The organism is Enterobacter cloacae complex sp. HYC042_NIDB, from assembly GCF_056673315.1.
Map to the genome: position 1 here is coordinate 4,445,896 of NZ_CP109650.1, position 13,162 is coordinate 4,459,057.

General features: G+C 52.8%; 7 protein-coding genes, 1 tRNA gene and 3 rRNA genes. 7 read left to right on the forward strand and 4 right to left on the reverse strand.

What is annotated here, in order from left to right:
- Positions 1-146: 146 nt before the first annotated feature.
- The 7 genes from OKF39_RS21245 to OKF39_RS21275 all read left to right on the forward strand — a co-directional run bounded on the left by OKF39_RS21245 (position 147) and on the right by OKF39_RS21275 (position 9,536).
- Complete coding sequence (locus OKF39_RS21245) at positions 147-1,286, forward strand: efflux RND transporter periplasmic adaptor subunit (RefSeq protein ID WP_028014617.1); 1,140 nt, start codon at positions 147-149, stop codon at positions 1,284-1,286.
- Positions 1,287-1,297: 11 nt separating this feature from the next.
- Positions 1,298-4,411, forward strand: coding sequence for an efflux RND transporter permease subunit (locus OKF39_RS21250; protein WP_045630750.1), 3,114 nt, complete (start codon positions 1,298-1,300; stop codon positions 4,409-4,411).
- A 301-nt stretch (positions 4,412-4,712) separates the two neighbouring features.
- Positions 4,713-4,934 carry a lipoprotein gene (locus tag OKF39_RS21255; protein ID WP_008502867.1) on the forward strand — a complete coding sequence of 74 codons (222 nt, stop codon included), beginning with the start codon at positions 4,713-4,715 and terminating at the stop codon, positions 4,932-4,934.
- A gap of 448 nt (positions 4,935-5,382) precedes the next feature.
- On the forward strand, positions 5,383-6,408 hold the full coding sequence (locus OKF39_RS21260) for an amino acid ABC transporter substrate-binding protein (protein WP_028014619.1): 1,026 nt from the start codon (positions 5,383-5,385) through the stop codon (positions 6,406-6,408).
- Between the two features lie 67 nt (positions 6,409-6,475).
- The gene (locus OKF39_RS21265) at positions 6,476-7,657 is read left to right on the forward strand and encodes an amino acid ABC transporter permease (RefSeq protein WP_136484863.1); all 1,182 of its coding nucleotides are present in this window, start codon (positions 6,476-6,478) and stop codon (positions 7,655-7,657) included.
- Between the two features lie 9 nt (positions 7,658-7,666).
- Positions 7,667-8,770 carry an amino acid ABC transporter permease gene (locus OKF39_RS21270; RefSeq protein ID WP_059357177.1) on the forward strand — a complete coding sequence of 368 codons (1,104 nt, stop codon included), beginning with the start codon at positions 7,667-7,669 and terminating at the stop codon, positions 8,768-8,770.
- A gap of 7 nt (positions 8,771-8,777) precedes the next feature.
- Positions 8,778-9,536: an amino acid ABC transporter ATP-binding protein gene (locus OKF39_RS21275; RefSeq protein ID WP_041907797.1), complete on the forward strand. Its 759-nt coding sequence runs from the start codon at positions 8,778-8,780 to the stop codon at positions 9,534-9,536.
- Positions 9,537-9,642: 106 nt separating this feature from the next.
- Here the strand turns inward: OKF39_RS21275 and rrf (OKF39_RS21280) are convergent.
- The 4 genes from rrf (OKF39_RS21280) to OKF39_RS21295 form a co-directional block, all read right to left on the reverse strand.
- Positions 9,643-9,758 (reverse strand): 5S ribosomal RNA (gene rrf, locus OKF39_RS21280).
- 43 nt (positions 9,759-9,801) lie between these two features.
- Positions 9,802-9,877: transfer RNA gene (locus OKF39_RS21285), tRNA-Thr, on the reverse strand.
- Positions 9,878-9,891: 14 nt separating this feature from the next.
- A 5S ribosomal RNA gene (rrf, locus tag OKF39_RS21290) occupies positions 9,892-10,007 on the reverse strand.
- Between the two features lie 70 nt (positions 10,008-10,077).
- Positions 10,078-12,981, reverse strand: a 23S ribosomal RNA gene (locus tag OKF39_RS21295).
- Positions 12,982-13,162: the final 181 nt, after the last annotated feature.

The window sequence follows — 13,162 nt, forward strand, 5'->3', positions numbered from 1 at the left end:
TTCCTCTCAGGCCTCGTTATTCGCACTTATAAATTAAAAAACATTAAATACCCTCATTATTATACGCAGCTACATTTTATTTTTTCCCTCTGCCTCACTACCGATCTACGGCAAACATCGGTTAATGGGGATTTAAAGGAACAGTCATGACGAATCATTTCAGACGTTTACCCTTAGCCGGTTTCATTGTCTGCGCTGTACTGCTCACTGGATGCGATGGCCAGGAAAATCAACAACAACATGCACAGGCGCCTCAGGTCAGCGTCCATATCGTGAAAAGTGCGCCGCTGGCCGTCACAACTGAACTCCCGGGCAGAACAGATGCGTTCCGCGTTGCGGAGGTTCGTCCACAGGTTAGCGGTATCATTCTGCGTCGCAACTTCACGGAAGGTAGCGATGTAAAAGCTGGGGACTCACTTTATCAAATTGATCCTGCGACCTATCAGGCGGCTTACGACAGCGCGAAAGGCGAGCTGGCAAAGGCGCAGGCGGCGGCCAATATTGCACACCTGACGGTGAAACGTTATCTCCCACTGGTGGGAACACAGTATGTCAGTAAACAAGAGTATGACCAGGCCGTGGCTACGGCCCAGCAGGCAGATGCCAGCGTTGTCGCCGCAAAAGCGGGCGTTGAAAGCGCACGTATCAACCTTGCGTATACCAAAGTAACGTCCCCTGTCGATGGCCGCATCGGCAAATCCAGCGTGACGGAAGGGGCGCTCGTGACGAACGGGCAGGCCGCAGCGCTGGCGACGGTCCAGCAGCTTGATCCGATTTATGTCGATGTGACCCAGTCGAGCAATGAATTTATGCGCCTGAAGCAGACGAGCCTGCAAAAAGGCGACACGGCCAGCAGCGTTGAGCTGCTGATGGAGAATGGTCAGCCCTATCCTCTGAAAGGCACCCTGCAGTTCTCCGACGTTACGGTGGATGAAAGCACCGGCTCAATCACGCTGCGCGCCATTTTCCCGAATCCTCAACACCTGCTGTTACCGGGGATGTTCGTTCGCGCCCGCATTGATGAAGGCACACAGCCAGATGCCATTCTGGTTCCGCAGCAGGGCGTGACCCGAACGCCGCGAGGCGACGCAACCGTGCTGGTGGTTAATGATAAAAACCAGGTTGAATCACGTACCGTCGTTGCGCCTCAGGCCATTGGCGACCGCTGGCTGGTGACGGAAGGGCTGAAAAACGGTGACCGCGTGATTGTCAGCGGATTACAAAAAGTCAGACCAGGGGCTACCGTCGTCGCCACGCCAGATACCACCACGACTCCCGCCAGTTAAGGAACGACGACATGGCTAATTTCTTTATTCAAAGGCCGGTTTTCGCCTGGGTACTTGCCATCATTTTGATGATTGCAGGCGGGCTGGCCATTCTCAAACTGCCCGTCGCCCAGTATCCGACGATTGCTCCGCCAGCCGTGGCGATTTCTGCGACCTACCCCGGCGCTGATGCCCAGACGGTGCAGGATACCGTGACCCAGGTTATCGAACAGAACATGAACGGTATCGACAACCTGATGTACATGTCTTCCACCAGCGATTCAGCAGGTAATGTCACCATCACACTGACCTTCGAGTCAGGAACGGATCCGGACATCGCCCAGGTGCAGGTGCAGAACAAACTGCAGCTCGCCATGCCGCTGCTGCCGCAAGAGGTACAGCAGCAAGGGATTGGCGTTGAGAAATCCAGCAGCAGTTTCCTGCTGGTCGCCGGTTTTGTTTCGGACAACAAAAACCTCACTCAGGATGATATCTCCGACTATGTCGCCTCGAACGTCAAAGATGCTATCAGCCGAACGACGGGTGTCGGCGACGTTCAGCTGTTTGGCGCCCAGTATGCGATGCGCATCTGGCTCGACAGCAACGCGATGAATAAATACCAGCTGACGCCGCTGGATATTATCAACCAGCTGAAAACGCAGAACGACCAGATAGCGGCAGGTCAGTTGGGCGGTACGCCATCGGTTCCTGGACAGCAGTTGAATGCCTCCATCATCGCGCAAACTCGCCTGAAATCACCGGAAGAGTTTGGCCGCGTGACGCTCAAGGTGAACCAGGACGGCTCGATGGTTCACCTGAAGGATGTCGCTCGCATTGAGCTCGGCGGCGAAAACTACAATATGGTGACCAAAATCAACGGGCAGGCCGCAACCGGCCTGGGGATTAAGCTGGCAACCGGGGCAAACGCGCTGGATACCGCGGCAGCCATCAAGAGCAAACTGGCGCAACTGCAACAGTTCTTCCCGCAGGGGTTGAAGGTCGTCTATCCCTATGACACCACGCCTTTTGTGAAAATTTCTATTCATGAAGTGGTGAAGACCCTGTTTGAAGCGATCGTTCTGGTCTTCCTGGTCATGTATCTGTTCCTGCAAAACCTGCGCGCGACGCTCATTCCGACTATCGCGGTGCCGGTGGTTCTGCTGGGTACCTTCGCGGTTCTTGCGGCGTTCGGTTTCTCCATCAACACCCTGACGATGTTCGGGATGGTACTGGCGATAGGGCTACTCGTTGATGACGCCATCGTGGTGGTCGAGAACGTTGAGCGCGTGATGGTAGAGGACAAGCTGCCGCCGAAAGAGGCCACGCAGAAGTCGATGGAGCAGATCCAGGGCGCGCTGGTGGGGATCGCGATGGTTCTCTCGGCGGTCTTTGTCCCGATGGCCTTTTTTGGTGGCTCGACGGGCGCCATCTATCGCCAGTTCTCGCTGACTATCGTTTCCGCCATGGCGCTCTCCGTGCTGGTTGCGCTGATCCTGACGCCCGCACTCTGCGCAACGCTGCTTAAGCCCGTCTCTGGCGATCATCATGAGAAGAAAGGGGGGTTCTTTGGCTGGTTCAATGCGCTCTTTGATAAGAGCGTGGAGCACTACAGCAACAGCGTAAGCGGTATTTTGCGTAAGACCGGCCGCTATCTGGTGGTGTACGTCATTATTGTCGGTGGGATGGCGGTGCTGTTCCTGCGCTTACCTACCTCCTTCCTGCCTGAAGAGGATCAGGGGGTATTTATGACGATGGTTCAACTCCCGGCGGGTGCGACCCAGACGCGTACTCAGCAGGTTCTCGACCAGGTTCAGGACTATTATCTGACCCAAGAGAAAGCGAACGTTGAATCCGTCTTTACCGTTAACGGCTTTAGCTTTAGCGGTCAGGGCCAGAACTCCGGTATCGCCTTCGTCAGCCTGAAGCCCTGGGAAGAACGTTCTGGGGAGAAAAATAGCGTTGAGGCCATCGTGGGCCGAGCGACAAAAGCGTTCAGCCAGATTAAAGACGGCCTTGTATTTCCGTTTAACCTGCCTGCCATTATCGAACTGGGAACCGCAACGGGCTTCGACTTTGAACTTATCGATCAGGCAAACCTGGGGCATACCCAGCTGACGCAGGCGCGTAATCAGCTGCTCGGCATGGTGAAAGAGCACCCTGACCTGCTGGTTCGCGTGCGTCCTAACGGCCTGGAGGATACACCGCAGTTCAAACTGGATGTCGATCAGGAGAAAGCGCAGGCGCTGGGGATTAGCATTTCTGACGTCAACCAGACGATATCGACGGCGTTGGGTGGTACCTATGTGAATGACTTTATCGATCATGGCCGCGTGAAAAAAGTTTACGTCCAGGCGGATGCGAAATTCCGAATGTTGCCGGGGGACATCAACAATCTCTACGTGCGCAGCGCGAATGGGGAAATGGTGCCGTTCTCCTCCTTTAGCAGCGCTCACTGGGTTTACGGTTCTCCTCGTCTGGAACGCTATAACGGCATGCCGTCCATGGAGATCCTCGGTGAGTCAGCCCCAGGGAAAAGTACCGGTGAGGCCATGGTGATGATGGAAAGCCTGGCGGCAAAACTGCCTTCCGGCATCGGCTATGACTGGACGGGAATGTCTTATCAGGAACGCCTTTCCGGTAACCAGGCGCCTGCACTGTACGCCATTTCACTGATCGTGGTGTTCCTGTGCCTGGCTGCACTGTATGAAAGCTGGTCCATACCCTTCTCTGTCATGCTGGTTGTGCCGTTAGGCGTCATCGGGGCTCTTTTCGCAGCGTCGCTGCGCGGGTTAAACAATGACGTCTATTTCCAGGTCGGTCTGCTGACAACGATTGGGTTATCGGCGAAAAACGCCATCCTGATCGTCGAATTTGCTAAGGATCTGATGGATAAAGAAGGTAAAGGTATCATTGAGGCCACGCTGGAAGCCTCAAGAATGCGCCTTCGCCCGATCCTGATGACCTCCCTGGCCTTCATTCTTGGCGTCATGCCGCTGGTAATTAGCACCGGAGCCGGGAGCGGCGCGCAAAACGCCGTCGGTACGGGTGTGATGGGAGGCATGCTTTCCGCAACGCTTCTGGCTATTTTCTTTGTGCCCGTTTTCTTTGTGGTTGTCCGGAGACGGTTTACCAACCATAAGGATTAACGTATCCCTGAAGGCACCGTTTGGTGCCTTTTTTATTTTAATATAAACAATGGATTAGTCATTATTGAATCGCATATTAAAAATTCATGAGTTTGCGTTAAGTAAAAGCGCCCTCTTGCGACTCCATAATTTCTCCATGAATTTATCCAGAAAATGCTTTTTCTCCATGATTTTTACAAACTACATAATTTGAGATTATTCCACGTGTAACGGGAACTTACCCTGGTGGTAAAATAATCTCCAGTTCGTTAATAGCCCTCCTGGCTTTGTAGCGAATAAGAAATAATACTGAGGTAACATCATGAAAAGATTCATTTCCGTTGCACTTCTCGCTGCGCTGCTTGCTGGTTGCGCGCACGACTCTCCTTGTGTACCGGTTTACGATGATCAGGGCCGACTGGTTCATACCAATACCTGTATGAAAGGCACCACCCAGGACAACTGGGAAACAGCGGGTGCCATCGCCGGCGGCGCTGCCGCAGTAGCGGGTTTAACGTTAGGTATTGTTGCCCTGACGAAGTAACATTTGTTCAGAAAGCGCGGCTCCGGCCGCGCTTTTGCTTTTAATGAGTGCACCATTTTCTAATAAATAAAAAAGTTCCGCATTTATTCTTATATTTCATTTCAACCAACCGCTATCAACACCTTTTTCTTATCTCTGATGATTCTCATACATTAATACTATTGAATACTCTGCCAATATTCACCTAAGAAACTATCTCTTCTTTTTATTTCATCCCGGTTAAAACTTTTGCTCCAATTTGTGGCACAGGTTGTAATTTCGCACTGTTTCGGGGCGCTCATTTTATTTAAGCCTGTCTACACTCTGCATTAAGCGTTCAGTTTTCTCTTATCTCGCTGAACTCAAAACTGGCATTACGTTTGCTTTATAAACGTTGGCCAATGCCACAGACAGGTTAAGCGCTTAAAAACGCTTCTATAACAATAAATTTCGCCACACAGGATCCATTATGAAAAAGACGATGATAGCCAGCCTGACCGCTGCAGGCATGTTGTTTGCCATAGCCGGTCAAGCCCATGCGGGAACGACGCTGGATGCCGTTAAAAAGAAAGGTTTTGTTCAATGCGGTATCAGCGACGGTCTGCCTGGCTTCTCTTATGCCGATGCGAACGGCAAATTTACCGGTATTGATGTGGATGTCTGCCGTGGCGTCGCAGCAGCGGTTTTTGGTGATGACAGCAAAGTAAAATACACCCCGCTGACGGCGAAAGAGCGCTTTACGGCGCTGCAGTCCGGCGAGGTTGACATGCTCTCGCGTAATACCACCTGGACCTCCTCCCGCGATGCAGGTATGGGGATGTCATTTACGGGCGTGACCTATTATGACGGCATCGGCTTCCTGACCCACAATAAAGCGGGCCTGAAAAGCGCTAAAGAACTGGATGGCGCCACCGTGTGTATCCAGGCGGGTACCGATACCGAGCTGAACGTCGCGGATTATTTCAAAGCAAATAAGATGAAATACACCCCTGTGACTTTCGACCGCTCGGATGAATCAGCCAAAGCGCTGGAATCCGGTCGCTGCGACACCCTGGCCTCTGACCAGTCACAGCTGTATGCCTTACGCATTAAGCTGAGCAATCCGGCGGAATGGATTGTCCTGCCTGAAGTGATCTCCAAAGAACCTCTCGGACCGGTTGTGCGTCGTGGCGATGAAGACTGGTTCTCTATCGTTCGCTGGACGCTGTTTGCCATGCTGAATGCAGAAGAGATGGGCATCAACTCGAAAAACGTTGATGAGAAAGCGGCGAATCCTTCCACCCCGGATATGGCGCACCTGCTCGGTAAAGAAGGTGATTTCGGCAAGGATCTGAAGCTGGATAACAAGTGGGCTTACAACATCATCAAACAGGTGGGTAACTACGCAGAGATCTTCGAGCGTAACGTGGGATCGGAAAGCCCGCTGAAGATCAAACGCGGCCAGAACAATCTCTGGAATAACGGCGGTATTCAGTACGCGCCACCAGTACGTTAAGTCATAGCTGTAACGGGCACTGCTCGGGCAGTGCCCACTCCAGAGTCATGGTTACTGAGGTTTCTTTATGTCCCATCGCCGCTCAGCCGTAAAAGGATCGCTATCCTTTTCTCATCCCGCGGTCCGCGCCTGGCTATTCCAGATTATTGCTATTGTTGCGGTTGTTCTTATCGCCGTGTATCTCATCCATAACACCATCACTAACCTGAATAATCGCGGTATCACCTCCGGGTTTGCGTTTCTGGATCGCAGCGCGGGCTTTGGGATTGTTCAGCACCTTATCGACTATCAGGAGGGTGACACGTACGGACGCGTGTTTGTGGTCGGTTTACTGAATACGCTGTTGGTATCGGCACTTTGTATTGTCTTCGCGTCCGTCCTGGGCTTCTTTATTGGGCTGGCGCGTCTTTCTGAAAACTGGCTGCTGCGAAAGCTTTCCACCATCTATATTGAGACGTTTCGCAACATCCCGCCGCTGCTGCAGATCTTCTTCTGGTATTTCGCGGTGCTGCGTAATCTTCCCGGTCCCCGCCAGGCCGTCGATGCGTTTGAGCTGTTTTTCCTGAGTAATCGTGGGTTATACATTCCCTCTCCGCAGGTGGCCGAAGGGATTTACGCCTTTATCGTCGCCATTATTGTTGCGCTCGCGATTTCCGTCGGCCTGTTCCGCTATAACCGTAAGCATCAGATTAAAACCGGACAGCTTCGTAAAACATGGCCAGTTGCCGCTGCGCTGATTGTTGGCTTACCTTTAGTTGCTCACTGGCTTTTTGGTGCAGCCTTGCACTGGGATATTCCTCACCTACGCGGGTTCAACTTCCAGGGTGGTATGGTGTTAATTCCTGAACTGGCAGCACTCACGCTGGCGCTTTCAATTTATACCTCCGCGTTTATTGCGGAAATCATCCGCTCCGGGATCCAGGCCGTGCCTTACGGGCAGCACGAGGCGGCACGTTCACTCGGTTTGCCGAATACCGTGACGCTTCGCCAGGTCATTATTCCGCAGGCTTTACGGGTGATCATTCCGCCCCTGACCAGCCAGTATCTCAACATTGTCAAAAACTCATCGCTGGCAGCTGCCATTGGTTATCCGGATATGGTGTCTCTCTTCGCCGGAACCGTGCTTAACCAGACCGGACAGGCCATAGAAACCATTGCCATCACCATGTCCGTCTATCTAATCATCAGTCTGGCCATTTCGTTGCTGATGAACCTTTACAACCGTCGTATAGCACTGGTCGAGCGCTAAGGATCTATGATGACAAAAGCGATACTGTCGCACTCCTCACGCCCTGCCAGCTCGACGGGTGGACGTTTTATTCTCTGGGCACGCAAGAATCTGTTCTCCAGCTGGAGTAATAGCCTGCTGACGATTGTCTGCCTGTGGCTCATGTGGGAATTGATTCCTCCCCTGCTGAGCTGGGCGTTTTTACAGGCCAACTGGGTCGGTACAACCCGGGCAGATTGTACTAAAGCTGGCGCTTGCTGGGTGTTTATTCATGAGCGCTTCGGTCAGTTCATGTATGGATTGTATCCGCATGAACAGCGCTGGCGGATTAATCTGGCGCTGGTTATCGGCCTGCTCTCTGTTGCAGTCATGTTCTGGAAAAAGCTGCCTCACCGTGGACGCTATATTGCCGTCTGGGCGGTGGTTTATCCGATTATTGTCTGGGTGCTGCTGTATGGCGGTTTTCTGGGGCTGGAACGCGTTGAAACACGCCAGTGGGGTGGGCTGACGCTGACGTTGATTATCGCTTCAGTAGGGATCGCCGGCGCGCTACCGTTGGGCATTTTACTCGCCCTGGGTCGCCGTTCAAAAATGCCGGTCGTACGCGTGCTCTCCGTTATCTTTATTGAGTTCTGGCGCGGCGTACCGCTTATCACCGTACTGTTTATGTCGTCGGTCATGCTGCCACTGTTTATGGCGGAAGGTACAACGATCGACAAGCTGATCCGTGCCCTGGTCGGTGTGATTCTCTTCCAGTCCGCCTATGTCGCTGAAGTTGTACGCGGTGGCCTGCAGGCATTGCCTAAAGGCCAGTACGAAGCGGCGGAATCGCTGGCGCTCGGTTACTGGAAAACGCAGGGGCTGGTGATCCTTCCGCAAGCGCTCAAGCTGGTTATCCCTGGGCTGGTCAATACGATCATTGCTCTCTTTAAAGATACCAGCCTGGTGATCATCATCGGATTGTTCGATCTCTTTAGCAGCGTGCAGCAGGCAACCGTTGACCCTGTCTGGCTGGGTATGTCCACCGAGGGATATGTCTTTGCCGCTCTGATCTACTGGATCTTTTGTTTTAGCATGTCGCGCTATAGCCAGCATCTGGAAAAGCGCTTTAACACCGGGCGTACACCGCACTGAGGAAATTATGAGCCAAATGACTATGACAACCGCCAACGCGATGATTACGCTGGAAAACGTCAATAAATGGTATGGACAGTTTCATGTCCTGAAGGACATCAATCTTAAGGTAAAGCAGGGCGAACGCATCGTCCTTTGCGGCCCTTCCGGTTCAGGTAAATCCACAACCATTCGCTGTATTAACCATCTTGAAGAGCATCAACAAGGGCGCATTGTGGTTGATGGTATTGAACTGAATGAAGATATCCGCAATATCGAACGCGTGCGGCAGGAAGTGGGAATGGTATTTCAGCACTTTAATCTGTTTCCACACCTGACCGTTCTGCAGAACTGTACGCTTGCGCCGATTTGGGTCCGAAAGATGCCGAAACAGGAAGCGGAGGCGCTGGCGATGCACTACCTTGAACGCGTACGTATCGCGGAGCATGCCAATAAGTTTCCAGGTCAGATCTCGGGCGGGCAACAGCAGCGCGTGGCTATCGCCCGTTCGCTGTGCATGAAACCCAAAATCATGCTGTTTGACGAACCAACATCTGCGCTGGATCCGGAAATGGTGAAGGAGGTTCTGGATACCATGATTGGGCTGGCACAATCCGGCATGACCATGCTGTGCGTCACGCATGAGATGGGATTCGCGAGAACCGTGGCCGACCGGGTGATCTTTATGGACCGCGGCGAGATTGTTGAGCAGGCACCGCCGGATGAGTTCTTTGCGCATCCGAAGTCAGAACGTACGCGAGCATTTTTATCGCAGGTAATTCATTAGTCGTTTGCTCTGCCGGGTGGCGGCTTCGCCTTACCCGGCCTACGATTTGTGCAGCGCAGAAACGCAAAAAGGCCATCCTTTCGGATGGCCTTTTCACTTATTTGATGTCTGGCAGTTCCCTACTCTCACATGGGGAGACCCCACACTACCATCGGCGCTACGGCGTTTCACTTCTGAGTTCGGCATGGGGTCAGGTGGGACCACCGCGCTAAAGCCGCCAGACAAATTCTTTTACTTCTTGCCGAACTTTAACCTAAGTATAAAGTGGTGCTGATACCCAGAGTCGAACTGGGGACCTCACCCTTACCAAGGGTGCGCTCTACCAACTGAGCCATATCAGCACGCTAAATTTGATGCCTGGCAGTTCCCTACTCTCACATGGGGAGACCCCACACTACCATCGGCGCTACGGCGTTTCACTTCTGAGTTCGGCATGGGGTCAGGTGGGACCACCGCGCTAAAGCCGCCAGGCAAATTCTGTTATCTGTATCAGGCTGAAAGTTGATTGTCTCTCTCACCGCCAAAACAGCTTCGGCGTTGTAAGGTTAAGCCTCACGGTTCATTAGTACCGGTTAGCTCAACGCATCGCTGCGCTTACACACCCGGCCTATCAACGTCGTCGTCTTCAACGTTCCTTCAGGAGACTTAAAGTCTCAGGGAGAACTCATCTCGGGGCAAGTTTCGTGCTTAGATGCTTTCAGCACTTATCTCTTCCGCATTTAGCTACCGGGCAGTGCCATTGGCATGACAACCCGAACACCAGTGATGCGTCCACTCCGGTCCTCTCGTACTAGGAGCAGCCCCCCTCAATTCTCCAGCGCCCACGGCAGATAGGGACCGAACTGTCTCACGACGTTCTAAACCCAGCTCGCGTACCACTTTAAATGGCGAACAGCCATACCCTTGGGACCTACTTCAGCCCCAGGATGTGATGAGCCGACATCGAGGTGCCAAACACCGCCGTCGATATGAACTCTTGGGCGGTATCAGCCTGTTATCCCCGGAGTACCTTTTATCCGTTGAGCGATGGCCCTTCCATTCAGAACCACCGGATCACTATGACCTGCTTTCGCACCTGCTCGAGCCGTCACTCTCGCAGTCAAGCTAGCTTATGCCATTGCACTAACCTCCTGATGTCCGACCAGGATTAGCTAACCTTCGTGCTCCTCCGTTACTCTTTGGGAGGAGACCGCCCCAGTCAAACTACCCACCAGACACTGTCCGCAACCCGGATTACGGGTCCACGTTAGAACACCAGCCATTAAAGGGTGGTATTTCAAGGACGGCTCCACGCAGACTGGCGTCCACGCTTCAAAGCCTCCCACCTATCCTACACATCAAGGACCAGTGTTCAGTGTCAAGCTATAGTAAAGGTTCACGGGGTCTTTCCGTCTTGCCGCGGGTACACTGCATCTTCACAGCGAGTTCAATTTCACTGAGTCTCGGGTGGAGACAGCCTGGCCATCATTACGCCATTCGTGCAGGTCGGAACTTACCCGACAAGGAATTTCGCTACCTTAGGACCGTTATAGTTACGGCCGCCGTTTACCGGGGCTTCGATCAAGAGCTTCGCGTTGCCGCTAACCCCATCAATTAACCTTCCGGCACCGGGCAGGCGTCACACCGTATACGTCCACTTTCGTGTTTGCACAGTGCTGTGTTTTTAATAAACAGTTGCAGCCAGCTGGTATCTTCGACTGATTTCAGCTCCGTCCGCAGGGACTTCACCTACATATCAGCGTGCCTTCTCCCGAAGTTACGGCACCATTTTGCCTAGTTCCTTCACCCGAGTTCTCTCAAGCGCCTTGGTATTCTCTACCTGACCACCTGTGTCGGTTTGGGGTACGATTTCGTGTTACCTGATGCTTAGAGGCTTTTCCTGGAAGCAGGGCATTTATCACTTCAGCACCGTAGTGCCTCGTCATCACGCCTCAGTGTTAAAGTGAACCGGATTTGCCTGGAACACACACCTACACGCTTAAACCGGGACAACCGTCGCCCGGCTGACATAGCCTTCTCCGTCCCCCCTTCGCAGTAACACCAAGTACAGGAATATTAACCTGTTTCCCATCGACTACGCCTTTCGGCCTCGCCTTAGGGGTCGACTCACCCTGCCCCGATTAACGTTGGACAGGAACCCTTGGTCTTCCGGCGAGCGGGCTTTTCACCCGCTTTATCGTTACTTATGTCAGCATTCGCACTTCTGATACCTCCAGCATGCCTCACAGCACACCTTCAACGGCTTACAGAACGCTCCCCTACCCAACAACACATAGTGTCGCTGCCGCAGCTTCGGTGCATGGTTTAGCCCCGTTACATCTTCCGCGCAGGCCGACTCGACCAGTGAGCTATTACGCTTTCTTTAAATGATGGCTGCTTCTAAGCCAACATCCTGGCTGTCTGTGCCTTCCCACATCGTTTCCCACTTAACCATGACTTTGGGACCTTAGCTGGCGGTCTGGGTTGTTTCCCTCTTCACGACGGACGTTAGCACCCGCCGTGTGTCTCCCGTGATAACATTCTTCGGTATTCGTAGTTTGCATCGGGTTGGTAAGCCGGGATGGCCCCCTAGCCGAAACAGTGCTCTACCCCCGAAGATGAGTTCACGAGGCGCTACCTAAATAGCTTTCGGGGAGAACCAGCTATCTCCCGGTTTGATTGGCCTTTCACCCCCAGCCACAGGTCATCCGCTAATTTTTCAACATTAGTCGGTTCGGTCCTCCAGTTAGTGTTACCCAACCTTCAACCTGCCCATGGCTAGATCACCGGGTTTCGGGTCTATACCCTGCAACTTAACGCCCAGTTAAGACTCGGTTTCCCTGCGGCTCCCCTATACGGTTAACCTTGCTACAGAATATAAGTCGCTGACCCATTATACAAAAGGTACGCAGTCACACCACGAAGGTGCTCCCACTGCTTGTACGTACACGGTTTCAGGTTCTTTTTCACTCCCCTCGCCGGGGTTCTTTTCGCCTTTCCCTCACGGTACTGGTTCACTATCGGTCAGTCAGGAGTATTTAGCCTTGGAGGATGGTCCCCCCATATTCAGACAGGATACCACGTGTCCCGCCCTACTCTTCGAGTTCACAACCTGTGCATTTTCGTGTACGGGACTGTCACCCTGTACCGTGCGACTTTCCAGACGCTTCCACTAACACACAAGCTGATTCAGACTCCGGGCTGCTCCCCGTTCGCTCGCCGCTACTGGGGGAATCTCGGTTGATTTCTTTTCCTCGGGGTACTTAGATGTTTCAGTTCCCCCGGTTCGCCTCGTTAACCTATGTATTCAGTTAACGATAGTGTGACGGATCACACTGGGTTTCCCCATTCGGACATCGACGGGTCAAAGGTTCATATCACCTCGCCGTCGCTTTTCGCAGATTAGCACGTCCTTCATCGCCTCTGACTGCCAGGGCATCCACCGTGTACGCTTAGTCGCTTAACCTCACAACCCGAAGATGTTTCTTTCGATTCACCATCGACTTGCGAAAATTTGAGAGACTCGAACACACCTTAAAGATGTGTCGTTTCAATTTTCAGCTTGATCCAGATTTTTAAAGAGCAAATATCTCAAACATGACTCGCAAGTCAGTTTTGAGATATGACGGCAGGTGACTTTCACTCAC

Excerpts from the sequence above, each read along its gene's own strand:
- OKF39_RS21255 (WP_008502867.1), top strand. The coding sequence starts at position 4,713 with ATGAAAAGATTCATTTCCGTTGCACTTCTCGCTGCGCTGCTTGCTGGT.
- OKF39_RS21265 (WP_136484863.1), top strand. The coding sequence starts at position 6,476 with ATGTCCCATCGCCGCTCAGCCGTAAAAGGATCGCTATCCTTTTCTCAT.
- OKF39_RS21275 (WP_041907797.1), top strand. The coding sequence starts at position 8,778 with ATGAGCCAAATGACTATGACAACCGCCAACGCGATGATTACGCTGGAA.
- OKF39_RS21270 (WP_059357177.1), top strand. The coding sequence starts at position 7,667 with ATGACAAAAGCGATACTGTCGCACTCCTCACGCCCTGCCAGCTCGACG.
- OKF39_RS21245 (WP_028014617.1), top strand. The coding sequence starts at position 147 with ATGACGAATCATTTCAGACGTTTACCCTTAGCCGGTTTCATTGTCTGC.
- OKF39_RS21250 (WP_045630750.1), top strand. The coding sequence starts at position 1,298 with ATGGCTAATTTCTTTATTCAAAGGCCGGTTTTCGCCTGGGTACTTGCC.
- OKF39_RS21260 (WP_028014619.1), top strand. The coding sequence starts at position 5,383 with ATGAAAAAGACGATGATAGCCAGCCTGACCGCTGCAGGCATGTTGTTT.